Source organism: Kitasatospora sp. MAA4, from assembly GCF_029893355.1.
Classification (GTDB): domain Bacteria; phylum Actinomycetota; class Actinomycetes; order Streptomycetales; family Streptomycetaceae; genus Kitasatospora.
Window position 1 is genome coordinate 185,523 of the sequence record NZ_JARZAI010000014.1, and the last position, 22,645, is coordinate 208,167.

A 22,645-nucleotide genomic window follows, 5' to 3' on the forward strand; every position below is an offset into this window, starting at 1 on the left:
GGCGGGGAGTCTCGGCGGGCCGCGCTCGGCGGGGAATCTCGGCGGGGAGTCTCGGTGGGGAGTGGAGCACGCGGAATGACGGACGACGGCGGTGCGGCGCGGGTCTGGTCGCGGCCCGCGCTGGCCGTGCTGATGACGGCCGCGGTCGTGCTGGCCGGGTGCACCGCGGGGTTCCTCGGCGCGCTCTTCCTGCACGTCGCGCCGCCCAACACGCTGTACCAGCGCTATCAGCAGCAGGTCGACGGCGTGGTCTACCCCGAGTTCGAGCAGAACTGGAAGCTCTTCGCGCCCGACCCGCTCCAGCAGAACCTGACGGTCGACGCCCGGGTCCGCACCGCCGCGGGCACCGGCGGGTGGATCGGCCTCACCGCGCAGGACATCGCCGCGATCCGGGGCAACCCGATCCCCAGCCACGCCGACCAGAACCTGCTGCGCCGGGCCTGGGACTTCTACGACAGCACGCACAGCACCCAGGACGACAGTGCCACCGCCCCGAACGGCGCGCTCGCCCAGGAGTACCTCAAGCGGATCGCGCTGCAGCGGATCGGCCGGGACGCGGGCGGCGATGCGGTGATGGCGATTCAGTTCCGGGCCGGCACCAGCGCGGTGGCGCCGCCACCGTGGAGCCGGGAGAGCTGGTCGACCCGGACGCAGTACCGGGAGCTGGGCTGGTGGCCGGTCACCGACCAGGACTACCGGGGGCTGCGATGAGCCAGTCGGAGACGGCAGCGGGTTCGGGGGCAGGGGTGGGGGCAGCGGTGGGGGCGGACGGCCTGGTGGCGGGCATTCCGCGGCAGCCGTCGCCGTCGCCGTCGCCTTCGCCGGAGTCGGGGCAGGCGGTGCCGCGGCCGGTGCTCGGTGCTGCACCGCTTGTCCGGACGCCGGCCGTCCGGTTCGCCGGCGCGGTGCAGAACGCCGTGGTCGCCGGCTTCCACGCCTTCACCGGGCGCGCGCTCGGGCGCCACCAGGCGGCGACGGTCCGGATCGGCTTCGCGCTGGTCTTCACGCTCCAACTGCTGCGCGAGTGGCCGCACCGGCGCGTCCTGTACGGCGACCGCTCCCCGTGGGGCCTGGACCTGGCGCGCCAACTGCTCGCCGGCAACCACGCTTTCACCGTGCTGGTCTGGTCCGACAGCCGGTGGTGGTTCGAGGCGGTCTACCTGCTCGCCGTGCTGGCCGGGATCCTGCTGATGCTCGGCTGGCGGACCCGGGCGAGTGCGGTGCTCTTCCTGGTGGCGGTGCTGTCGCTGCAGAACCGCAGCGTGCTGATCGGCGACGGCGGCGACAACATCGTCCACCTGATGGCGATCTACCTGGTCTTCACCCGGTGCGGAGCGGTCTGGTCGCTGGACGCCCGCAGGCGCAGGCGCGGTGCCGAGGGGAGCGGCGTGTCCGGGGTGCTGCTCTGGGCGGCCCTGGGAGGGCTGCTGGCGGCGGCCCAGCTGACCGGCCGCATCGACTGGCGCGGCCCGACCTGGCCGTACGTGGGCTGGGCGGTGTTCTTCTGGACGCTCTGGGCCGTCGCGGGCGCCTGGTACACCGTCAACCGCTGGTGGCCGCACGGCGAACCGCGCGCGGTGCTGGACGCGCTGGCGAACATGCTGCACAACTGCGCGCTGCTGGTGATCGCGGTGCAGGTGGTGCTGATCTACTCCACGGCCGGCTGGTACAAGGTCCAGGGCTCGCGCTGGCAGGACGGCACCGCGCTCTACTACCCGCTGCACCTGGACTACTTCACCCCCTGGCCCTGGCTCTCCGGCCTGCTGGGATCGAGCGCGGTGCTGGTCTTCCTGCTCTCCTACGGGACGGTCCTGGTGCAGGTGGCCTTCCCCTTCACCCTGTTGAACCGGCGGCTGAAGAACGTCCTGCTCGCCGTGATGATGCTGGAGCACCTGGCCATCGCGATCGTGCTCGGCCTGCCGATCTTCTCCCTGGCGATGATCGCCGCCGACGCCGTCTTCCTGCCCACCGCAGCGCTCTGCTGGCTCGCCGGGCGCGTACGAAGGATCGCGCGCTGGTGGCGCGCGCCGGTGCTCCGGCTGCTCCGATGAACTGATCGGATGTCACAACCTCACTCGAACGGACTCGTTGAACCGGGTGTCCTGCCGTCTACCCCGAAAGAGGGACGCCGTGAACGAGAACGAGATGACGATGGTGCAGTCGACCTTCCCCGGGAGTGGGCAGGCGCTGCGGATCGTGATGATCGACGGGGAGCCGTGGTTCGCGACCGCGGACGTGTGCAAGGTGCTGGGGAGGGGGAACCCGAGCCGGGCGAGCCAGATCGTGGATCCGGAGCACCGGCGGACGGTGAATACCCGTCGGATTAACCTCACTCCGAGTGAGGTTAATCGCGTTTCCGCAGGTGGAATTGACTACCACCGAGGAAGTCCGATGATCAACCTGGTCAGCGAGGCTGGGCTCTACGTGCTGATCATGCGCTCTGACAAGGGCGCTGCGAAGCCGTTCCAGCAGTGGGTCACCAGTGAGCTCATCCCCTCCATCCGGCGTGGCGACGTCGACGTCGAGCGGGAGCGGAGGCGGCTGCGGGAGACCGTCGGGGAGGCGCTCGGGGAGGGTGGGGTGGCTGCGCGGGCGGTGGTGGTGAGCGACCTCGGGTTGACGGTCTGTGCGGATGGAAGCGTGCACTGTTCGCACGGGGAGATGTCGATCTGCTTTCCGGCGAAGGAGGAGGACACCGGACCTCCGTTCGGGCCGTACTTCCGCTGCCCGGAGGTGGAAGCGGTGGGGATTGCGGGGCGGAAGGTGGTGGAAATGTGTGCGCGGGTGAAGTTCGTGGATCTGGTTCGCCGCCTGGCGAGGCCGGAGAGGGTGCAGAGGGAAAGGGAGCGTGCGGGGGTGGTGGTGGAGATCGGGTCGCGGGTGGTGGCGCGCGGGGCTGCCTGGGAGGTGGCCGAGCTGCTGCGGGAGCTGGGTGAGGCGGGGTAGGTCGGGGGGCGCCTACGATGTCCGGTATGCCCTGGTTGGCCGCGCTGCGTGACTCCGGACGGGCGGGGCTGCGTCTGGAGCGGGTGTACACCGAGCCGAGGCGGGCCGCGCGGGGTGCGTGCGCGGTGGCGCTGATGGTGTTTCCGACGTTGGCGATCGCGGGGCCCGCGCTCGCCACCTCGGCTGCGATGGGGGCGTTCATCGCGGGGACGGCGACCTTCCAGCGCAGCTTCCGGCCGCGTCCCTCGCTTGCGGTGGTGGCCGGGACCGGACTGGGGGTCAGTACTTTTCTCGGCTACCTCGCGGTCTCGGTGCCGGGGCTGTTCCCGGTGCTGCTGGCCGTCTGGTCCTTCGCGGCCGGGTTGGCGTGGTCGCTCGGGCAGACCGCGGGGGTGGTGGCCACCAACACGGTGACGGTGATGCTGGTCGTGGTCCAGCTGCCGGTCAGCGTGCCGACGGCGCTGGGGCACGGGGCGCTCTGCGCACTGGGTGGCGGGGCGCAGGCGCTGGTGATCGTGCTCTGGCGGGGCAGGCCGTGGGGTGTGCAGCGGGACGCGCTGGCGGACGCGTACGCCTCGCTGGCCGACTACGCGCGGCGGCTGCGGCACGATCCGCACGCCACCATCGATCCGGGACCGCTGATGACCGCCCGGCACGCCGCCGCGCTGACCGCCCGGCAGCAGCGCCGCCGGCCGCCGGAGCTGCGCGGGCTGCGGACGCTCGCCGAGCGGATCCGGCCGACGCTGGCGGCGGTCGCCGATCCGTCGATCGGAGCGGCGGCCGAGGGGCCGGAGCGGGACCGGGCGCGGGAGTTGCTGGCGGGGGCGGCGCAGCTGCTCGACGCGCTGGCCCGGGCGATCCGTACCGGGGAGCCGGTGCAGTACCCGCAGTCCGCGCCGACCGCGCTGGTGGTGCCGGCGGGGCCGGTGCTGCGCGGTCCGGCGCTGCGGTCGGCGCGGCGGCTCACCACGCTGCTGGTGCGGGCGGCGGGGACGCTGGACCGGACCGAGGAGGACTCGCTGTCCGAGCCGGTCACCGGGCCGAGCGGCGGGCTGGTGCGGCCCGGGGTGGCCCGGATGGTGCCGGTGGCACTGCGCACCGCGCGGGCCCAGCTGCGGGCGGACTCGGTGGTCCTGCACCACGCCGTCCGGCTCTCCGGCGTGGTCACCACGGCATACCTGCTGGCCAGGCTGGCCGGTCTGGAGCACGGCTACTGGGCCGCGATGACCGCCGCGATGGTGATCCGGCCGGACTTCGCGCAGACCTACAGCCGCGGGGTCGCACGGTTGGCCGGCACCGTGGTGGGCGTGCTGCTGGCCACCGTGGTGGTGAAGGTGGCGCACCCTGGCCAGTGGGTCTCCTGCGCGCTGGCCGTGCTCTGCATCTTCGGCGCGTACCTGACCCTGCGGACCGGCTATGCGGTGACGACCACCTGCATCTCGGCCTACGTGGTCTTCCTGCTCGACCTGGGGCCGGGCGATCCGGTGCACACGGCGTACGAGCGGGTACTGCTCACGCTGCTGGGCGGCACGGTCGCGCTGCTCGCCTACGCGCTCTTCCCGACCTGGGAGACCGCGCGGCTGCCCGAGCGGACCGCCGCGTGGATCGCCGCCGTCGGTCGCTACTCGGCGGCCGTGCTGGCGGCGTTCGGGTCGGCGCAGGGCCGCGGTAGTGATCGGGTGCGGGAGGCGCTGCTGGACTTCCGGGAGGCCCGGGCGGAGTTCCTGCAGGCCCTGGAGCGGTCCGCGGTGGAGCCCGTCCGGCATGCGGTGCACTCGCCGCAGCTGTCCCGCAAGCAGCTGGCCAAGGTCCGGGAGGCGGTCGGGTTCCTGGCCCGGGTCTCGCTGCTGATGGAGGCGCACCTGCCCGGGCAGCCGGCGGATCCGGTGCCGGGCGCGGCGGAGTTCGGCCAGGTGCTGGCGGAGGCGACGGCGGTGGCGGGGGCCGCGGTGCTCAGCGGGCGGCCGGCGGACTTCCGCGCGGTGCGGGTGGCGCACCAGCGCTGGGAGGAGCAGTTGGAGGCCGATCCGGAGGTCGCTCGCGCGCATCGCCCGGGGGACCGGCTGGACGTGGTCCGCTCCAGCGTCCGGCTGCTGCTGCAGGCGCTGGGCGAGCTGGAGCGGGCCGTCCGGGCCAGGCCGTCAGGCGGGCGCGGGGGCTGACGGGCTGTGCGTCATCCAGTGGAAGAGGCCCATGCCCACGGAGGTGGCCAGGTTGAAGCTGGAGACCTGCGGCCGCATCGGGATCGCCAGCAGCCGGGTGGCCCGGGCCCGCAGTTCGGGGGAGACGCCGTGCCGCTCCGAGCCGAAGGCGAGCAGTGCGTCGTCCGGGACGGTCACCGAGCGGATGTCCTCGCCCTCCGGGTCCAGCACGTAGAGCGGGCCATCGGGCAGTTCGGGGACGGCGAGCCGGGCCACCGCGGTGGCGAAGTGCAGGCCGGCGCCGGCCCGGACCACGTTGGGGTGCCAGGGGTCGATGTCGCCGGTGGTGATCACGCCGGTGGCGCCGAACCCGGCGGCCAGCCGGACCACCGCGCCGATGTTGCCGAGGTTGCGCGGGTTGTCCAGGACGACCACGGGGGCCTGCCGGGGCGTGCCGCGCAGGGCGGCGAGGACCGCGTCGGCGCTCGGACGGATCGCCAGCGCGGCGACGCCGGTGGGGTGCGGGCGCGCCACCAGCTCGCGCAGGACTCTGGAGGGGACCTCGACGGCGGCCGCCGTGACGGTCCGCGCCACGTCGTCCGCGAGGTCGCCGGCCAGCGCGGCGAGCGCGGCCCGGTCGGTGGTCAGCACCTCGCGGACCTCACCGCCGAAGCGCAGGGTGTGCTTGAGCGCGTGGAACCCGTCGATCAGGACGGCGTCCGGCAGCGCGGCGGTCTCCCGCCACCGCCGGACCGCCTCGTCGGGGGCGTCGTGATCTCTCATCCCCCCACTCTCGCACGGCGGCCGTACAGGCCCTGGGCCCCGGTCGGCTACTCCCACTCCCAGCGGATGCCGGTCTGGCCCGGCTGCTGCTCGGTGGCCAGCACGTGGGCGCTGGCCGAGGCGCCGATCCAGAGCCGCTGGCGCACCCGGTCGGTCTCCGCGCCGGGGTCGCGTTCGTAGCGTTCGCAGTGCGCGGGCACGGCGGACGGGTCGAAGTGCACCTGGAGCACGTACTCCCGGACGGGGACGGCGAAGCGGCGTCCGTAGACCGTGGTGGGGGCGCCGGGCGGGAGCTCGACCTCGTACTCGAAGACCGTGCAGTCGCCGAGTCCGAGCGGGCGGTCGAGCAGCAGTTCGGCGACCAGCAGGCCGATCTCCGGGCGGCGGCGGACCCGGCCGAGCCGGGCGTGCCGGACCGAGGAGATCTCCGGGCACCCGGTGGTGCCCTCGTCGGCCTTGTGCACCACCAGGCAGCGCGATACGCCGCCGGCGGTGGCCCGGACGACCTGGCGCATCCGCAGCAGGACGCCGAACTGCTGGGCGTCCACGTAGTAGGCGTCGTGGACGCTGAGGCGCTCCAACTCGCCGATGGGCGGCGCGTCGAGCTCCTCGAAGACCTGGGCGATCTGTGCTTCCTCGGGCCAGATCTCCTCCATCGGGAGGCTGCCGGGGACTGCGGCGGAGACCCAGCGCCCGCGCGGCCGGGGCGGTCCGAGCAGGCTGGAGAGGGTGCCGCGGGGCAGCGTCAGCAGCTGTTCCAGCAGCCCGACGGCGAGCATCGAGGAGGCCCGTTCCGGCTGACTGCGGCCGCGCCGCCAGTAACTCAGCGTCGTGACGCTGACTCTGACGCCCCGTTGGGCCAGGGCGGAGCGCAGCCGGTCCAGGCTCAGTCCGCTGGCCTCGATCGCGCTGTGCAGGGTCTCGGCGAACGTGCCGGTGGCGGGCACCGGCTCCGGCGCAGGGGCCTGCGCCGGGGCGGCGGGAGCGGCGGGCGCGACCGCCACCGTGTCGACGGCGGTCATGGTGCCGACGCTGCCGACGGATTCCGCGGCGTGACAGACCGAAGGCAGAACAGGTCGAAGTCGAAGGGGTGCCGTACCGACCGGATCGGTCAACAGGGCCGAATGGTTCGGCTGCTGTTCGACCAACCGGAGGCGTCCGGCGCTGTACGGGTATTGCGAGCCCATGCGGATACCTTCCCCACCAGCCGAGTTCGGCGGGATTGGCCCAGTGACGGTGTCGTGGGGGCGTCACCGAGCTGGGGGAACCTTACGCACGGAGCAGAGGCTACGTCATCTACCGGTCGGTATGACAGTGGTCACGACAAATTACTTTCACCGCAGTTGCGTTGATCTCCAAGAACGCGAAACACGAATGCAACAATCCCGTCGGTATCGGGCGGTGGCCCGATACCGACGGGATTGCTAAGTGGCTGTTATAACGTGCGGAATGTGTCAGTCAGCCACCGTTTAATCACGCACGGTGTCAGCTGGTGGTGACCGCGGTGTCGTCGATCACGAAGCTCGTCTGCAGCGAGGCGTCCTCGGTGCCGGTGAACTTCAGGGTGACCGTCTTGCCGGCGTAGGCCGAGAGGTCGACGGTCTGCTGGGTGTAGCCGGTGTTGGCGTTCACGTTGGAGAAGGTCTTCAGCGTGGTGCCGTTGGCGGCGACGGTCAGCTTGTCGTACGCGGTGCTGCCGGTCTCGGCGGTGTCGATGTGCAGCCAGAAGCTGAAGGTCGCCTTGCAGCCGGCCGGGATGGTGACGGTCTGCGAGAGGGTGTCGGTGTGGGTGCTGCCGTAGCCGTCGAGGTAGGCCTTCCAGGAGCCGGAGTGCGCGGGCTCGGAGGTGCCGTTGTCGAAGACGCCGGAGGTCGCGGTCCAGGCGCCGGAGGCGCCGGACTCGAAGCCGGGGTCGGCGAGCAGCTGGGCCGGGGTGCAGCCGGTGGAGCCGGCGGCGACGGTGAAGGTGAAGGTGGTGCTGCCGGTGGCGCCGGTGCTGTCCTTCGCGGTGACCGTGACGGTCGAGGTGCCCGCGGCGGTCGGGGTGCCGGTGATCAGGCCGGTGGAGCTGATCGACAGGCCGGCCGGCAGGCCGGTGGCCGAGTAGCTCAGGGTCTGGCTGGTGGCCGAGTCACTGCCGCTGACCTGCAGGCTGACGGCGGTGCCGACGGTGCCGTTCTGGTTGCCGGGGGCGCTCACGGTGACGGTGTTGCCGCCGCCGGTGGAGCTGCCGCCGCCGAGCAGCGCGTTGGTCAGCGCGTCGCCGACCGGGGTGCCCCAGCCGGTGACCTGGTCGTAGCCGGTCTTGGTGCTGAAGTCCTGGTTGGCGCCGGACGTCACGTCGTGGAACGTGGTGCCGTAGTTGGCGCTGTTGGCGACCGCGTAGAGCGCCGGGTTGGCCTGGCCCAGGTTGGCCTTCGAGGCGGCCGCGGCCTTCTGGTTGAAGAGCGCGGTGAAGCCGGACCAGAGCGGGGCGGCGGCGCTGGTGCCACCGTAGACCTGCCAGCCGGGGCTGCTGGTGCCCTGGGTGTAGATCGCGAAGCCGCTGTTGGGGTCGGCGTTGGAGGACACGTCGGGGACGGTCCGCATGCTGCCGGTGATGCCCGTGCCGGTCTGCCAGCTGGGCTTGGAGAAGACGGTGGAGACGCCGCCGCCGGCGGTGCTCCAGGCGCTCTCCGAGGAGTAGGTGTTGCCCGAGAGCTGCAGGTTGGTGCCGCCGACGCTGGTCACGTAGGTGTCCGAACCGGGGAAGTCCACCGACTTGACGGTGGCGCCGCTGGTGGAGCGGCTGCAGTCGCGCGAGCCGTCGTCACCCGAGGCCGAGTAGACCGAGATGCCCTGCGCGGCGGCCTGCTTGAAGGAGTTGTCGACCGCGGTCATCGAGGACTGCGTGGTGTCGGGCTCGCAACCGCCCCAGGAGATGGAGATGACCGAGACCTGGTTGTCCGCCACGATCTTGGCGGCCATGTCGATCTCGCCCTGGTCGCTGTTCGGGGCCTCGTAGACCAGCTGGGTGGCCTTGGGGGCCACGCCGCGCACGATCTCGCTGTCCAGCTCGACCTCGCCCTGGCCCTGGCCGGGAGCGCTGTCGTAGCTCTGGCCGTCGACCGGGACGGTGGTGACCGCCGGGCCGGTCAGGCCGAACTGGTTCTGGTAGGTGGTCAGGTTCGAGGCGGTGTAGCCGTCGAACTCCCAGAGCGCGACCTTCACGCCGGTGCCGTCGGCGCCGACCTTGTTCAGGTTGTAGGCGCCGTCGTACTGCGCGGGGCCGTAGCCGCTCGGGGTGGCCATCGGGGCCGAGGCGTTCGGCTTGGCCAGCTGCGGGGTGCGCACGGTCTTGTTGTTCAGACCGGAGATGCCCTGGACGATCGACGCGACGTCGGCCGGGAGGGAGGCGGCGTTGTCGTTGGCGTAGAACTTCTTGGCGCTGGAGGCGTCGTAGTACGCGCTCTCGTGCGTCCCGAAGGCCTGGGCGATCTGCGCCGTGGTGCCCTTGGCGTCGATCACCTGGCGGTTGGCGCTGACCGTGGCGGTCAGGCCCTGCGACTTGAGGTACGCCGTGACGTGGTCCACGTCGGCCTGGGTCGGGCCGTAGCGGGCGTTGAACTGGGCCGGCGTCAGGTAGTGCCCGTACTCGTTCGAGCCCGGGGTGCTGACCGCGGCGAGGAAGCGGTCCAGGTCGGCGGTGTTGCGCAGCTTGAGGCTGACCGCGACCGAGAGCTGCTGGGCGGCGGGAACGTCGCCCTGCTTCTGCGAGTTGGCCACCGCGGGGGTCACGGTGTTGGGCAGGGATATCCTCGGAGTCACCGTGTTGGGGGTCGCTGCTTGCGCGGCGGTGACTCCCATGGAGGCCACGGTCAGGGGCAGCAGGGCGATGGCCGCTGCGAGGGCGAGAGGGCGGGGACGCACGGGCTCCTCCTCTGGCCGGCGTGCATGTGCCGGCAGGGGCTAAGCGTTCCGGGGTCGAAAACGCTTGGATGAACATCCCAGAAATTCGCTGGGAGTTGTCCCATGCTTAGGTAATTGGTTCCTAAATAACAGTCAAGTGTTAAAGCGGTGGATCTGAACTGAATGGAGGGGGTTTCATACAGTGAATAGATTCCGGCGCGGCGGCGGGCGAGCGGACCGGGGCCTGGAAAATGAATTGACGGAACGTCAGTTCTCGTGGTGGACCGGGCAGCCGGGAGTGGGGAACGTGCCGAGGTCGGCCAGCCGGAAGCCGTTGGGGTAGCCCTTGATCTCGGGATTCTGCCGCGCGTAGTGCGGGGTGCGCCGAGGTGGCAGCAGGCGCACCGCCCGGGCGCGCAGCCGCAGGGCGCTCTCGACCAGGGTGCGGGTGAGCGGGGCCGGCGGCTGGTAGCGGAAGGCGCGCAGCAGCGGCTCGTCGAGCAGGGCCAGGCTGGCCGCGCGGACCGCGCCGGCCAGCGGGCGCGGGTACCAGGAGGCCATCAGGTCCAGGGTGGCGTCGGAGACCTGCCGGGCGCCGGCGTCCCAGCCGAAGTGCGCCTCCTCGTAGGCGTCCAGGAAATCCTCGAACTCCTGGTAGCTCTCCGGGATTTCCTTGATTCCGAGGCGGCGTCCGAGGGCCCGGTAGTAGGCGGCGGTGGCGCGCAGTTCGTGCTCGGAGAGCCGGCGCCAGCCGTACCGGTCGATCCAGCGCTTGGGGACCACCACGAAGGTGCAGAGCACGTAGCGCATGTCGTCGTCGGCGATGTCGTAGCGCTGGTGCATCTGGTTGACCCGGCGGATCGCCGTCCGGCCGTCCTCGGTCTCGAAGCCGTGCTCCACCACGGCGCCGAGCAGCAGCGAGGTGTCGTCGTAGCGCTTCTGGCAGCGGTCCGTCAGCTCGGCCGTCTCGGCGAGCAGCCGGCCGATGCTGGGCACCGCGTAGGTGCGGTAGAGCGCCAGTTCCAGGGCCCGGGTGTGGTCCCACGGGAACTCGTAGGTGGAGGTGAGCCGGTAGATCTCCAGGAAGTCGCGCTCGGGGTCGAGTTGCTGGATCTGCCGGAGCCGGTCGTAGCGCTTCATCGGACCATCGTTCCACAGCATCCGACGGATCGTCAGTCTGCTGACGGCTGCCCCAGCCAGTGGATCAGCGCGGCGCGCAGCTCGGCCCGGCTCGGGTCGGCGGCGGCCCAGGCGGCGTAGCCGTCCGGGCGGACCAGCAGCACGGTGGAGCGCAGCTTGCCGTGCGGATCGGCCGGGGCGGCGTGCACCAGCCGGTCCGCCCAGGGGTCGGTGACGGCGGCCTCCAGGCCGCTGAACGGCGCGCCGGGCGCCCGCTCGTCGGTGGTCACCAGGACGAACTTGCCCTCGCGCAGGGCCTCGTAGAGCCGGGCGGGCCGACCGGGACGGTCCGCGGCGAGCCGCAGGTCGGGCATCCGGTGCCCGGCCAGCGGGTGGGCGCCGGGGCCGGCAGGGTAGCTGATGCCGATGCCGGAGATCGTCCGGGCGCCGCGCGAGACCAGCGGGCCGAGCGAGTCGGCCACCGTGGTGAGCGACGCGCGCACCGCCCGGGTGACCGCGCTGCGGGCCAGCGCCAGCCGGATCAGCGAGCCCGAGCTGCGCAGCACCGACCGGCCGACCGGGTGCCGCTCGTCCTGGTAGCTGTCCAGCAGGCCGTCGGGCGCCCAGCCCTGGACCACCGCCGCGAGCTTCCAGCCCAGGTTGGCGGCGTCCTGAAGGCCGGTGTTCATGCCCTGGCCGCCGGCCGGCGAGTGGCAGTGCGCGGCGTCGCCGGCCAGCAGCACCCGGCCGTCGCGGTAGCGGGCCACCTGGCGCTCGTCGCTGTGGAAGCGGGACATCCAGCGGGCGTCGTGCATGCCGTAGTCCTCGCCCAGCGTGCGGCGGGCGATGTCGGCGATCTCGGCCAGCTCTACCGGTGCGTCGTCGGGCAGTTGGCGGGTGCGGTCCCAGGCGATCACCCGGTACCAGCCGTCGCCGAACGGCGAGAGGAAGCCGAAGCCGGCCTCGGTGGCCCGCACCGTGACGACGTCCTGCGGTGCCCGCTCCAGGCGGACGTCGGCGAGCAGCACCGAGCTGATCACCGACTCGCCCGGGTACGGGATGCCCAGCAGCTCGCGGACCGTGCTGCGCACGCCGTCGGTGCCGACCACGTACGCCGCCCGGTGGGTGACCGGGCCGGCCGCGGTCCGCACCTGGACGGTGACGCCGTCCGCGTCCTGGCGCAGGCCGGTCACCTCGTGGTCCCGCAGCAGCTCCGCGCCGGCCTTCACCGCCCGTTCGTGCAGCAGCCGTTCGGTCTGCGACTGGGGGGTGATCAGGACGAACGGGAAGCGGGACGGCAGGCGGCTGAAGTCGACGGTGAGCTTGGAGAAGAGCCGCATCGAGGAGAGCGTGGAGCCGGTCGCGAGCAGTTCGTCGGCCAGGCCCCGGGCGTCCAGCTGCTCCAGGGTGCGGGCGTGCACGGTGAAGGCGCGGGTCAGGTTGGACTCCTTGCCGCGCCGCTCCAGCAGGGTCACCCGGACCCCGGCCGCGGCCAGGTCGCCGGCGAGCAGCAGGCCGGTCGGGCCGGCGCCGACGACGATCACGTCGGACTCCTGGACCTCGGACTCCTGGACGTCGGTCGGCTGGGCGGCGGACTCCTGGACGGCGGGCTGCTCGGACTCGGTCGGCTGGTCGGTCATCGCCATCTCCCGGTGCTCGTACGACGCTCAGGTAGGGAGGGCGTCTCAGCCCCACCTCAGCTTCCCATCATCGCGGGCCCGTCCGGCGCTGTGAATCTCCCTGCACGGCGGATTCGGGTTCGAACGGGAGCGGCCCGGCCGACGGTGCTGACACGTCGGCCGGGCCGCTGCTGGGGGTGGAGCGGGTTGCGCTTACGCGGGGCGGCGGACCTGCACCACGCGGAACCGGTTGGCGACGAACGCGGCGTCCGTGTACGCGGCGTTGGCGGCCGGGTTGGCGCCGGTGCCGTGCAGGTCGGAGAAGGCCGCGGTCTGGTTCGGGAAGACCCCGCCGGTCAGGTTGAGCGAGAGCGAGACCCCGGTGTCCAGGCAGGCCTGCACCAGCGCCAGCTCCACCTCGGGCGAGGTGGTGTAGCCGGTCGCGGTCATCGCGCCCTGCTCGGTGACGGTGCGCCGCAGCAGGTCCACCGCGTCGCTGCTGGAGTCCACCGCGACGGCGAAGAAGACCGGGCCGAAGCACTCGTTGAGGAAGACCGCACGGTCGTCCGGCTTGTGCGCCTCGACCTTGATCAGCGCGGGCGTCCTGATGGTCGCGCCGGGGAACTCCGCCGACTCCACCACCCGGGGGGCCAGGGCCAGTTCGCCGTACTCGCCGCTCGCCGCGGCGGCGCTGCGCTGCAGCACGGCCGGGTTGACCACGGCGCCCAGGATCTGCGCCGCGCGGGCGTCGTCCGAGAGCAGGCCCTCGATGGCGCCCGCCAGGTCGGCCACCACCTCGTCGTACGACTTCGGGCCCTGGTCGGTCTCGATGCCGGTGCGCGGGATCAGCAGGTTCTGCGGGGTGGTGCACATCTGGCCGGAGTAGAGCGAGAGAGCGAAGGAGAGGTTGCCCAGCATGCCCTTGTAGTCGTCCGTGGAGTCGACGACCACGGTGTTGACGCCGGCCTTCTCGGTGTAGACCAGCGCCTGCCGGGCGTTCTGCTCCAGCCAGTCGCCGAACTCGGTGGAACCGGTGTAGTCGATGATCCGCACGTCCGGCAGCAGCGCCAGCGTCTTGGCGATGCCCTCGCGCTCGCGCTCGGCGGCCAGGGTGACCACGTTCGCGTCGAAGCCGGCCTCGGCGAGCACCTCGCGGGCGATCCGCACGGTCAGCGCGAGCGGCAGCACGGCGCGCGGGTGCGGCTTGACCACCACCGGGTTGCCGGTGGCGAGCGAGGCGAACAGGCCGGGGAAGCCGTTCCAGGTGGGGAAGGTGTTGCAGCCGACCACCAGTGCGAGGCCGCGCGGGACGACCACGGACTCCTTGGCCAGCCGCAGCGGGTCGCGCTTGCCCTGCGGCTTGGTCCAGCTCGACTGCTCCGGCAGCCTGGTCTGCTCGGCGAAGGCACAGGCCACCGCCTCCAGACCGCGGTCCTGCGCGTGCGGGCCGCCGGCCTGGAAGGCCATCCCGTACGCCTGGCCGGTGGTGTGCATGACCGCCTGGCCGAACTCGTGCGAGCGGGCGTTGATCCGGGCCAGGATCTCCATGCAGACCGCGGCGCGCGCGGCCGGGCCCGCGGCGGCCCAGGCCGGGGCGGCGGCCCGGACGGCGGGCAGCAGGGCGTCCAGGTCGACCCGCGGGTAGGCGATGTCCAGCTCGATGCCGTACGGGGAGACCTCGGTGCCGACCAGGTCGCCCGCCTCGGGCTGGCCGGGCAGCGCGAAGGTGCTGCCGAGCAGGGCGTCGAAGGCCGCCTTGCCGTCGGCCGCGCCGCTCTCGCCGTAGGCCTTGGGGAACTCGGGGTAGGGCGACCAGTAGTCCCGTTCGGCGAGTGCGGTCAACGCCCTTGCCAGGGTCGCCTGGTGGCGCTCGATCAGTTCGCTGACGAAGGGGTTTTCCGCTGCGGCCATGCTGCGCTCCTCGGTGCGGGAGGACGGGGGCTGACAATCCCCAGCGTAACCGAACGATCGGTCGGCTCAACAGACCCTGCCTTGTGCGTTTACTCGCCGGGGCCACCCTCGGGTGATCGGCGGCGGCGGTCGCCGGGGATACTCGGAACATGGCCGCCTCTCCCACCACCCGCACCACGTACACCGTCGACACGCTGCTCGCGGTGACCGTGGAGGTCTTCAACACGCGCGGCTACGACGGCACCTCGATGGAGGACCTCTCCCGGGCGGCCGGGATCTCGAAGTCCTCGATCTACCACCACGTGCGGGGCAAGGAGGAGCTGCTGCGGCTGGCCGTCGGCCGCGCCCTGGACGGCCTGTTCGGCATCCTGGACGAGCCGCCGGCCGTCCAGGGGCGCCCGGTGGAGCGGCTGGAGCACGTCGTGCGGCGGACCACCGAAGTGCTGCTCGCCGAGCTGCCGTACGTCACGCTGCTGCTGCGGGTGCGCGGCAACACCGAGACCGAGCTGTGGGCCCTGGAGCGCCGCCGCGACTTCGACCACCGGGTCGCCGACCTGGTCCGCGCCGCGGTCGCCGAGGGCGAACTGCGCGCGGACGTCGAGCCGCGACTGGCCACCCGGCTGCTCTTCGGCATGATCAACTCGATCGTCGAGTGGTACCGCCCCGGCGCCGGCCCAGACGCCGTCGACGGCATCCCGGACGCGGTCGTCCGGCTCGCCTTCGCGGGGCTGCTGGCCTAGCGACACAACGAGGACGGCACGTAGCTGGGCACGATGTGTGGCGATCAACGGCGCCGGTGCGGGCGTAGGGGGCTAGAGGATGTGGAGTACCTCGGCAGTCTTGAAGAGGAGGTACGTAGTCCCCGTGGAGCTCCCGGCCGCCCAGGCAAGAGCTGAGGTCCGCGAAAGGCCGTCGCGGCGGGCGAACAGGTAGCCGGCACCTGCCACCGTTGCGCTGAGAAGCAGCGCAACGGTGACAACGAAGATCGGGACGGGGATACCCGTGGACGTGGTGGAGGCGTTCATGTGTTTCCCAAGAGTCTCTGCCGTGCGGCATGCACGGTTGGTAACGCCGTTGGCCACGGTGGCTTTCGGTGCGTTCCGATCAGCCTCGATGCCCGACAAGGTGTTGCGGCAGGGGGAACGCGTTGACGATTTGGGGCTTCACCCATCGTGCCCGCATGCGTTGTTGTTGACGGCTGGGTGGCAACACCTGTCCGTGGGTGCGCTGTTGGACCAGTGCGTTGACGATTGGGCGCAACACCGCGCTTCTGGCGCCAGAAGGCTGTCGTGTCGGGGACAGTAGGGGAGGAACGGCTTCGGTGCCCGCCGCCGGGCAGGCTCCTGGCCGACGACACGTCGCGCGAAGGCGGCCCGTCCGCTTCCAGGCGTGGGCCACTTGCAGGTGATCAGTTGCGAGAGGATCACGGAGGGCAGTCCTGTGGGGCAAGACGAGCCGCGCTCGGGGGAGCTGGCGATACGCAAGGTTGGCCAGTTACCGGAACGACAGGAGTTCGCGGAGCATCTGAGGTTCTTGTTCTCGCGGCTGGAGACGAGCTACCGCAGCTACGAGAAGCTCAGGAATGTCACGCCGTCAGCGCTGAGCCGGTACTTGAACGGCGGGCGGGTGCCGACGAAGAGGTTCGTTGAGGACCTGTTCGACGATCTGGAGGCTGCCGGGTTCGTCGTGGCCGTCGCGGAACGAGATCTCGTTCACAGCCGCCGTGAGGCAGCACTCCGCAACGGCAACAAGGTCCAGCAGCTGCATGTCCAGTTGGAGGAGGCGCAGCAGGACCTCGTCGGTCTCAGGGAGCGTGAGGAGAGGCTGGCTCGGGACCTGTCGGACCGAGAAGGTGCTCTGGCGGAGCTCGACAGGCAGCTTCGCCTTCTGAACGAGGCTCAGGATCTTGAGCGTCGCTCCCAGGCTTCTGCTCTGACCGAGTTTCTGCAGGAGTACGAGCGTCTGGAGGAGGAGCGCGACCGCCTGCGCGATGAAGTGGATGGCCTCCGTAGGGAGGTGTTGCGCGAGCGGGTGCGTGCACTCAAATCGGAGGAGCAGTGCCGCCTGTTGGCGTGGCAGCTGCAGGATGCTGGAGAGATGCTGCAGGCCGGCGGCTCCTTCGACTCTCTGGTGCAGAACCTGGACAAGGCGCCGGTTCCTGACCTGGTGGCACTGGTCGCCGGGGCGGATGCGGAGCATGCAGGAATCGCGGCCGAGCTGGTTCGCTCAGTGGGGCAGCGCCGCCCCATTGCGGACGTTGTCGCGTTGTTCGTTGCCCTTCGTGACGCGGGTGGCAAGCATCACGCGGACCTGACGCTGCCGGCAGCGGTGGTTGCCCGGTCGGTGGAGGACGTCTCCGCGCTTGTTGAGGGCTTTCATTTGGAAGGGCTGGACGCATACACCTCCATCGTGGTCCGAACAGCCGTCGAGGTTTTTGCAGCTCAGAGCGTCACGGACTTGATCTTGAGGCTCCACATGCGGGGATTCCATGAGCCTGCGGAGTCCCTTGCGGTGGCTGCCGCCGTGTGCCGTCCCGTCGCGGAGGTGGTGTCGAACCTCATCGTTCTGGAGCAGTACGGTCTGCATGGCATGGCCCTGACCGCTCTGCACATGGCTGCCAGGGAGAGGTCTGTTCCCGAATTGGTCAATCTGATCGAAGATCTGGAAACGGCCGGACTCTCGGATTTCTGCCATGCCCTGTTGATCGCTCCTAGGGCGGTCAGGTCCGCGACCGAGGTAGCCGATCTGCTGACCCGTTTGGAAGCCTGTGGGCTGACCTGGCTGGCCGACAGTGCCTTCGAGGACATCACCCAGTACGGCTCCGCGGACGCTGTCGTGGCGGTGATCTCTGCCCTCCACACGGTTGACCGCCACGAACGGGCGACCATTGCACGGAATCAGGCTGTGACACACCGATCAGCGGAAGACGTTGCGGTCCTGATCGCCGGATTCCACGCGGCCGAGTACCACTCCCACGCTGCCGAAGCAATGTCGGACTTCCTGCGGGGTCGCGGCATCGAGGACCGGGTAGCACTCTTCGCGGCCTTCTCCTCGGTTTCCAAGGACAAGGTTGCCGATAAGATCCTGCGGCACGCGGCCCTCACGCTGCCGTGGCACACGGTCGGATCGCTGATCATTGACCTCGATCTCTGTGGCCTGCACGGCCAAGCGGAACTGATGCTGACGGCGTCGGCCGAGGATCGCCCGCCAAGGGACGTAGCCGACATGCTCGCGGCTCTTCCTTCAAGCATTGCACGGCGAGACATTGTCGACCCAGCCCTCTTCAACGCCGCACAGACCCGCACGTTCCAGGATCTTGCGGCGTTGATCGTCGCACTGCAACTGTACGGACTCCCCGGTTATATCGACGTCCTGTTGCGGTCCACCGAAAGCGATGGCCCGCACAGCAGGATCGAACTGCAGGATGCCCTGCAAAAGCAGCTCAGCAAGAGGACGCACCGTCCGAGCCTTTGGGCATCTGCCGAAGGTCTGAATGTCTCTGACCAAACTGAGCAAGGAGAGAAGACAGAACTGCGACTGAACGCCGGACGCAGACTCTGGAACTACTTGTTCGAACCGGTGAGCGGTCCCCCGAAGCGGGAGCTCCTGAGGGAGCGGCTCGAACTCCGCCAGTCCTGCGTGAAGGCCGACGAGGAAGTCGCCAACCTCCGGCTGCAACTTGAGGTGGAGATCATCCGCCGGGAGGCTGCGGAGGCCCGCGCCACTGCGACCGAGTAATCCGCTGTTGCGCCCAGGCGAGGGCTGCTTTCGCGGGTCGGTGGCCCAGTGTTCGCCGACGCCGGGGTGCGGCCGGCCTTGATCAGGCGGGTATCAGCAGGGCGTGGCCCATACGGGTCCGAAGCGGCTTGGCGCCAGCCGACCGACTCGGCTGACCGGGAAGCCTCGCTACGCCAGCGAGGCGGGGTCGGTGTTGGCGCCGCAGAGGACGACGGCGACCCGCTCCTGCGGCTGGGGGCGGTACGCGCCGGAGAGGAGGGCGGCGAGCGCCGTCGCTCCGCCGTGTTCCACGACGATGCGCCGGTGGTCCCACAGGGTCTGCCGGGCGCTGGTGATCGCCTCGTCTGGGACGAGCAGCGAGCGGGCCTGGGTGCGGCGGGCCCAGTGCAGGGCCATCTCGGAGACCCGGCGGGCGCCGAGCGAGTCGGCCGCCACGGAGTCCACGGACACGTCGACCGGTTCGTCGGCCTCGATCGCGGCGTTGAGTGCGCGGCAGTTCGAAGGCTCGACCGCGACGACCTTGACGCCATGGTGGTCGGCCGCGATGGCCGTCCCGGTGAAGAGGCCGCCACCGCCGACGGCGACGATCACCGTGTCCAGTCCGGGTACGGCCGCGCAGATCTCGGGGAGCAGCGTGCCGGCCCCGGCCGCGATGTACGGGTCGTCGTAGGCGTGGGACGACAGCGCACCCGTCTCGGCGGCGAACCGGCGGGAGGCGACCAGTGCGTCCGCGTACTCCTCGCCGACCAGCCGGACATCCGCGCCGTACGCCCGCAGCTTGGCCACCTTGACCTGTGGCGCCGTGGTCGGCAGGAAGACGGTGGCGTTGACGCCCTGCGCCTTCGCGGCCCAGGCGCACGCCAGCCCGGCGTTTCCCCCGGAGGCGATGACCACGCCGGCGTCGGACATGCTGCTGCTCTGGCGGTGGGCCGCGATGAAGTTGGCCGCGCCGCGGTCCTTGAAGCTGCCGCTGTGCTGCATGAAGTCGAGCGCGAGGAAGACCTCGGCCCCGCCGAAGCCGCCCGCGTCGGCTGGGATGACGGGAGCGGTGCGGGTGATGCCGTCGATCCGTTCGCGGGCTGCCTTGACGTCGTCGTACTGGGGGATGGACATGGAGTGCTCCAGAGGTGCCAGGACCCGGCGATCGGGTCGCCCGTGATGGTGAGTGCCGATGAAGAAGGCCAGGGCGACGCGCCGTCCGGTGGCGTCCATGATGCCCGTGACCACTTGCAGGGGTCGTCTCCGGGGATGGCTGCCCCTATGTCCGACTGAGAGTCCAGCAGTCTCAGGGACCGATCGATTCGCACGGATATTCGGTGGCATGATAGGGAGTTCGATGTGACCTGAAGCGGGGGAGGTCAGGGATGGGTACGCAGTTTCGCGTCGACTTCCAGGCGTTGGATCGGGCGGCCTCGGGGGTGAACGGCACGCTCGACGAGATCAGCGTGCAGAAGGTCAGCGACATACCGCACGACCCCTCGGCGATCGGCCACGGGAAGCTGGCGAGCACGCTGTCTGATTTTCTCAGCCGCTGGCAGCGCGGCGTGGACAACCTCGCGAAGGACGGTCAGGAGATAGCCACCCGGCTGACGGCGAACGTCACTGCCTACCGCAAGGCTGACAAGGGGGTTCAGGATCAGTTCATCGGCGTCGTGCAGGGAACTGGCACCGATCCGGGGGTGAAGTGACGGTGACGGACCTTGGAAAGACCAACGACCCGAAGGCGCTGGTCCCCGGCGACCCGGCGACGATCAGTCATACCCAGGCATCGCTGCAGGCGTACGGTGACCTGCTCCACCTCGCTGGCGCGGGACTCCAGCGGATCGACACCAGCGACGGCTGGAGCGGCGATGCCGCCGACGCGTTCCGCAAGGTCTTCCACGGCCAGCCCACCAAGTGGCTGCAGGCAGGCGACGCGTTCCATGACGCCGCCGGTGCCCTGAACACCTATGTGTCCGTGTTGAGTTGGGCGCAGGGTCAGGCGACCGACGCCATCAATCTCTGGAACTCGGGCGACGCCAGCCATCAGGCCGCGCAGGAGAAGCTGGACAGCGCCCGCAGCCAGTTGGACAGCGCGGGCAAGGCTGCCGCCACCGTCGTGGGCAAGGCACGTGACCTGGCGCCCCCGAAGCCGGGCTTCTGGCACGACGTGGGCTCGTTCTTCTCCGACGCCGGACACGTCGCCGTCCAGGTCGGAGAGACGGCGGCGACCGATCTGGCCTCGGTGGGCAACGCCATGCTGCACGATCCGGGGTCAACCCTTTCGGTGGCTGGCGGGTTGGGCCTGGCGGTGCTCGGCGCCGGTGGGGAGGTTGGCGGGGTCGCGCTGGACATCACGGGAGTCGGCGCGGCACTGGGCGTGCCGCTGGCTGCGGTCTCGGCCGCAGCGATCACCGGCGGTCTCGGCATGGCCGGTGTCGGCATGACCAACGTCCTTCACGACGCGGCCGGCTCGGACCGCGTCAACATGAACTCCGACGGTGGTGGCAGCGGCGGATCGGGTACCGGCGGGGACCCGGCTCCCCGGTCGTACCAGTCGAATCCTGGTAGCATCGGCCAGGATTTGGGCTATTCCCGGCGCCAGATCAACGACGCGATTCACGCGGTCAAGGGGCAGGGCGGCTGGCGCGGGATCGGCGGAAACAAGAACCCGGATGTCGTGGTCGACACGAGTACCGGCGAGGTCTATCCGAAACTCCCCGATGGAAGTCCCGCCGACGACAGTATCGGAAATATTTTTGACTACCTGCCGGAGGACTGAGCACGCGTGACGAACGAGACGAGCAATCTGCCGGACCGTCAAATCCTGCCTCTGCGGGGAAGGCGCGTGGTGGACATCACGTGGGCCGACGAGGTCACCTTCACACTCGACCCGCCCGGCGAGATCACTGTCGGAGACGGCGCCCTGTTCACGAAGGGACCCGTCACCGCCCCCGGCGTCGATCCAACACTGCTGAGCCAGTGCGCCAAGGAGGATGTTCTCCAGACCGTCGGTGCCGAGATCCTGTCGGCAGTCGCCTTCAACTCCGGCGCGCTGCGGATCGTCTTCCAGCACGGCCGGCATCTGAACGTCACCTCCAAGGGGACGTTCGTGTCGGCCTCGGTGAGGTCGGGCGGCGCCCTCACGTGGACACGCCCCAGGGCTTGAACCAGACATATGCGGACTCTCCACTTGGGAGGCTTCGCTGCTGCATCTGCGGACATGGCACCGAGAGTGCGCAGGACTACATTCAGCTTGAGCTGAGTGCTGATGCGAGTGGGGCGCGGCAATTTCTGGGTGCGCATGCCGAGCACTTGAACTCGGTTCTGGCGAAGGGCTTCAGCGTGGAAGTGCACCTGATGTAGGGGAGATTCCGGCTGCTGCATCGGCCGCTCCTGAGGAGAATGATCCGCATGGCTATTTCCTATGCTCTCGACATCGCGACGGCGACTCCCGCGATTCAGGTCGCCCGTGCGCTGGACACTGTTGCCCGGGCCGTCGGGCTGTTCCATGCGTCGGTCACCCCTGAGCTGCTCGTTGGCGAGGGTGTGGTGACCGGACGCGGTACGTGGATCCGCGTGGGCGAAAAGACGCCGCAGCCGTGGAACCCGGTGATCACCGACCTCGGGTTCACGCCGAGGGTGTGGGTGGTGTTTCGATTCGACAAGTTCAGTGACAGCTCCGGTCAGCAGGACGACATGGTTCGGTTGGTGTCCGGCCTGTTGGAGCGGGTTACCGGTGACGCGGTGCTGCACTTCGATTTCGAGGTCGTCTGGCTGTTGCGGCGCGGCGGTGAGCTGAGCCTGAACGAGCGGGACGACATCTGGCCGCCGCAGCGGTTGGCTGCCGTGTCCCTGCCGTACCGCCGCGCCACGTACGCCTTCTCCTAGGCAGGGGGGACTCGGTCGGTCTCCTCGAAGACGAGCAGGGTCTGGGTGGCCAGGACCTGGGGGATGCTCTGGATGCTGCCCAGGACGAGTTCGCGCAGGGCTCGGTTGTCGGGGGTGTGGACGAGCATTAGGACGTCGAACTCGCCGCCGACCAGGGCGATGTGGGCGACGCCGGGGAGTTCGAGGAGCTGGTCGCGGACGGTGCGCCAGGAGTTCTGGACGATCTTGAGGGTGACGTAGGCGGAGGCGCCCTGGCCGGAGCGTTCGTGGTCGACGCGGGCGGTGAAGCCGCGGATCACGCCGTCCTCCATCATCCGGGCGATCCGGGCATAGGCGTTGGCGCGCGAGACGTGCACGCGTTCGGCCACTGAGCGTATCGAGGCGCGGCCGTCCTGCTGGAGGAGGCGCAGGATGGAGTGGTCCACCCGGTCGAGGCCGCGCTCGACCGGCGGTGGTGCGGGTGCCGGCGCCGGTACCCGGGCGCCGCCGGGCGGTCGGCCGGACAGGCCCGTACCTGGCACGGAGTGCCCGTTGCCTGGCACGGAGTGTCCCGTGCTCGGTCCGGCCATTTGTTCAGCGTCCATGTCCCCCGGCTCTCCTGCTGTGGACGTGCTGCCTTCAGTCGACTGC

Annotated in this window: 19 protein-coding genes; 10 read left to right on the forward strand and 9 right to left on the reverse strand. The window is 70.5% G+C overall.

All coding sequences use genetic code 11. The features are described from left to right. The first annotated feature begins 75 nt into the window (after window positions 1-75). The 4 genes from P3T37_RS20410 (at window position 76) to P3T37_RS20425 (ending at window position 5,108) form a co-directional block, all read left to right on the forward strand. The gene (locus P3T37_RS20410) at window positions 76-711 is read left to right on the forward strand and encodes a DUF5819 family protein (RefSeq protein WP_280725171.1); all 636 of its coding nucleotides are present in this window, start codon (window positions 76-78) and stop codon (window positions 709-711) included. Continuing rightward, window positions 708-2,051: an HTTM domain-containing protein gene (locus P3T37_RS20415; protein ID WP_280725172.1), complete on the forward strand. Its 1,344-nt coding sequence runs from the start codon at window positions 708-710 to the stop codon at window positions 2,049-2,051. Before P3T37_RS20410 ends, P3T37_RS20415 begins: the two co-directional genes overlap by 4 nt. A gap of 79 nt (window positions 2,052-2,130) precedes the next feature. Continuing rightward, the gene (locus P3T37_RS20420) at window positions 2,131-2,946 is read left to right on the forward strand and encodes a BRO family protein (RefSeq protein WP_280725173.1); all 816 of its coding nucleotides are present in this window, start codon (window positions 2,131-2,133) and stop codon (window positions 2,944-2,946) included. A 26-nt stretch (window positions 2,947-2,972) separates the two neighbouring features. Continuing rightward, window positions 2,973-5,108, forward strand: coding sequence for an FUSC family protein (locus tag P3T37_RS20425; RefSeq protein ID WP_280725174.1), 2,136 nt, complete (start codon window positions 2,973-2,975; stop codon window positions 5,106-5,108). Here the strand turns inward: P3T37_RS20425 and P3T37_RS20430 are convergent. The 6 genes from P3T37_RS20430 to paaN all read right to left on the reverse strand — a co-directional run bounded on the left by P3T37_RS20430 (window position 5,088) and on the right by paaN (window position 14,407). Further along, window positions 5,088-5,870 carry a TrmH family RNA methyltransferase gene (locus P3T37_RS20430; RefSeq protein WP_280725175.1) on the reverse strand — a complete coding sequence of 261 codons (783 nt, stop codon included), beginning with the start codon at window positions 5,868-5,870 and terminating at the stop codon, window positions 5,088-5,090. The genes P3T37_RS20425 and P3T37_RS20430 overlap by 21 nt on opposite strands. 47 nt (window positions 5,871-5,917) lie before the next feature. Continuing rightward, on the reverse strand, window positions 5,918-6,892 hold the full coding sequence (locus tag P3T37_RS20435; RefSeq protein ID WP_280725176.1) for a hypothetical protein: 975 nt from the start codon (window positions 6,890-6,892) through the stop codon (window positions 5,918-5,920). 463 nt (window positions 6,893-7,355) lie between these two features. Then, entirely contained in the window at window positions 7,356-9,779 is a 2,424-nt protein-coding gene (locus tag P3T37_RS20440; RefSeq protein WP_280725177.1) for a protease pro-enzyme activation domain-containing protein, read from the reverse strand. 246 nt (window positions 9,780-10,025) lie between these two features. After that, window positions 10,026-10,898 carry an oxygenase MpaB family protein gene (locus P3T37_RS20445; RefSeq protein WP_280725210.1) on the reverse strand — a complete coding sequence of 291 codons (873 nt, stop codon included), beginning with the start codon at window positions 10,896-10,898 and terminating at the stop codon, window positions 10,026-10,028. Window positions 10,899-10,930: 32 nt separating this feature from the next. Further along, a complete protein-coding gene (locus tag P3T37_RS20450) occupies window positions 10,931-12,517 on the reverse strand; it encodes an FAD-dependent monooxygenase (RefSeq protein WP_280725178.1) in 1,587 nt (528 codons plus the stop codon). 192 nt (window positions 12,518-12,709) lie between these two features. Continuing rightward, window positions 12,710-14,407: a phenylacetic acid degradation protein PaaN gene (gene paaN / locus P3T37_RS20455; RefSeq protein ID WP_280725179.1), complete on the reverse strand. Its 1,698-nt coding sequence runs from the start codon at window positions 14,405-14,407 to the stop codon at window positions 12,710-12,712. Between the two features lie 149 nt (window positions 14,408-14,556). On the opposite strand from paaN, the gene P3T37_RS20460 reads away from it, so the two are divergent. Next, entirely contained in the window at window positions 14,557-15,147 is a 591-nt protein-coding gene (locus P3T37_RS20460) for a TetR/AcrR family transcriptional regulator (protein ID WP_280725180.1), read from the forward strand. Window positions 15,148-15,219: 72 nt separating this feature from the next. Here the strand turns inward: P3T37_RS20460 and P3T37_RS20465 are convergent, their stop codons facing one another. Next, the gene (locus tag P3T37_RS20465) at window positions 15,220-15,432 is read right to left on the reverse strand and encodes a hypothetical protein (protein ID WP_280725181.1); all 213 of its coding nucleotides are present in this window, start codon (window positions 15,430-15,432) and stop codon (window positions 15,220-15,222) included. Between the two features lie 364 nt (window positions 15,433-15,796). On the opposite strand from P3T37_RS20465, the gene P3T37_RS20470 reads away from it, so the two are divergent. After that, window positions 15,797-18,145, forward strand: coding sequence for a hypothetical protein (locus tag P3T37_RS20470; RefSeq protein WP_280725182.1), 2,349 nt, complete (start codon window positions 15,797-15,799; stop codon window positions 18,143-18,145). A gap of 168 nt (window positions 18,146-18,313) precedes the next feature. Here P3T37_RS20470 and P3T37_RS20475 read toward each other — a convergent pair whose 3' ends face one another. Then, entirely contained in the window at window positions 18,314-19,258 is a 945-nt protein-coding gene (locus P3T37_RS20475; protein WP_280725183.1) for a threonine/serine dehydratase, read from the reverse strand. A 251-nt stretch (window positions 19,259-19,509) separates the two neighbouring features. Between P3T37_RS20475 and P3T37_RS20480 the strand changes: the two genes are divergently transcribed. The 4 genes from P3T37_RS20480 to P3T37_RS20495 all read left to right on the forward strand — a co-directional run bounded on the left by P3T37_RS20480 (window position 19,510) and on the right by P3T37_RS20495 (window position 22,015). After that, window positions 19,510-19,833, forward strand: coding sequence for a hypothetical protein (locus P3T37_RS20480; protein ID WP_280725184.1), 324 nt, complete (start codon window positions 19,510-19,512; stop codon window positions 19,831-19,833). A gap of 2 nt (window positions 19,834-19,835) precedes the next feature. Continuing rightward, window positions 19,836-20,906, forward strand: coding sequence for a putative T7SS-secreted protein (locus P3T37_RS20485; protein ID WP_280725185.1), 1,071 nt, complete (start codon window positions 19,836-19,838; stop codon window positions 20,904-20,906). A gap of 6 nt (window positions 20,907-20,912) precedes the next feature. Continuing rightward, window positions 20,913-21,293: a DUF6188 family protein gene (locus P3T37_RS20490; RefSeq protein ID WP_280725186.1), complete on the forward strand. Its 381-nt coding sequence runs from the start codon at window positions 20,913-20,915 to the stop codon at window positions 21,291-21,293. Between the two features lie 245 nt (window positions 21,294-21,538). Further along, complete coding sequence (locus tag P3T37_RS20495) at window positions 21,539-22,015, forward strand: SitI3 family protein (protein ID WP_280725187.1); 477 nt, start codon at window positions 21,539-21,541, stop codon at window positions 22,013-22,015. On the opposite strand, the gene P3T37_RS20500 is transcribed toward P3T37_RS20495, so the two are convergent. Beyond that, window positions 22,012-22,599, reverse strand: a complete 588-nt coding sequence (locus P3T37_RS20500; protein ID WP_280725188.1) for an Lrp/AsnC family transcriptional regulator — start codon at window positions 22,597-22,599, stop codon at window positions 22,012-22,014. The genes P3T37_RS20495 and P3T37_RS20500 overlap by 4 nt on opposite strands. Between the last annotated feature and the right edge of the window lie 46 nt (window positions 22,600-22,645).

What these genes read in the sequence shown, in the direction of transcription:
- P3T37_RS20500 (WP_280725188.1), bottom strand. Translation starts at nt 22,599, where the DNA reads ATGGACGCTGAACAAATGGCCGGACCGAGCACGGGACACTCCGTGCCA.
- P3T37_RS20465 (WP_280725181.1), bottom strand. Translation starts at nt 15,432, where the DNA reads ATGAACGCCTCCACCACGTCCACGGGTATCCCCGTCCCGATCTTCGTT.
- P3T37_RS20415 (WP_280725172.1), top strand. Translation starts at nt 708, where the DNA reads ATGAGCCAGTCGGAGACGGCAGCGGGTTCGGGGGCAGGGGTGGGGGCA.
- P3T37_RS20425 (WP_280725174.1), top strand. Translation starts at nt 2,973, where the DNA reads ATGCCCTGGTTGGCCGCGCTGCGTGACTCCGGACGGGCGGGGCTGCGT.
- P3T37_RS20450 (WP_280725178.1), bottom strand. Translation starts at nt 12,517, where the DNA reads ATGACCGACCAGCCGACCGAGTCCGAGCAGCCCGCCGTCCAGGAGTCC.
- paaN (WP_280725179.1), bottom strand. Translation starts at nt 14,407, where the DNA reads ATGGCCGCAGCGGAAAACCCCTTCGTCAGCGAACTGATCGAGCGCCAC.
- P3T37_RS20435 (WP_280725176.1), bottom strand. Translation starts at nt 6,892, where the DNA reads ATGACCGCCGTCGACACGGTGGCGGTCGCGCCCGCCGCTCCCGCCGCC.
- P3T37_RS20475 (WP_280725183.1), bottom strand. Translation starts at nt 19,258, where the DNA reads ATGTCCATCCCCCAGTACGACGACGTCAAGGCAGCCCGCGAACGGATC.
- P3T37_RS20445 (WP_280725210.1), bottom strand. Translation starts at nt 10,898, where the DNA reads ATGAAGCGCTACGACCGGCTCCGGCAGATCCAGCAACTCGACCCCGAG.
- P3T37_RS20480 (WP_280725184.1), top strand. Translation starts at nt 19,510, where the DNA reads ATGGGTACGCAGTTTCGCGTCGACTTCCAGGCGTTGGATCGGGCGGCC.
- P3T37_RS20430 (WP_280725175.1), bottom strand. Translation starts at nt 5,870, where the DNA reads ATGAGAGATCACGACGCCCCCGACGAGGCGGTCCGGCGGTGGCGGGAG.
- P3T37_RS20410 (WP_280725171.1), top strand. Translation starts at nt 76, where the DNA reads ATGACGGACGACGGCGGTGCGGCGCGGGTCTGGTCGCGGCCCGCGCTG.
- P3T37_RS20495 (WP_280725187.1), top strand. Translation starts at nt 21,539, where the DNA reads ATGGCTATTTCCTATGCTCTCGACATCGCGACGGCGACTCCCGCGATT.
- P3T37_RS20460 (WP_280725180.1), top strand. Translation starts at nt 14,557, where the DNA reads ATGGCCGCCTCTCCCACCACCCGCACCACGTACACCGTCGACACGCTG.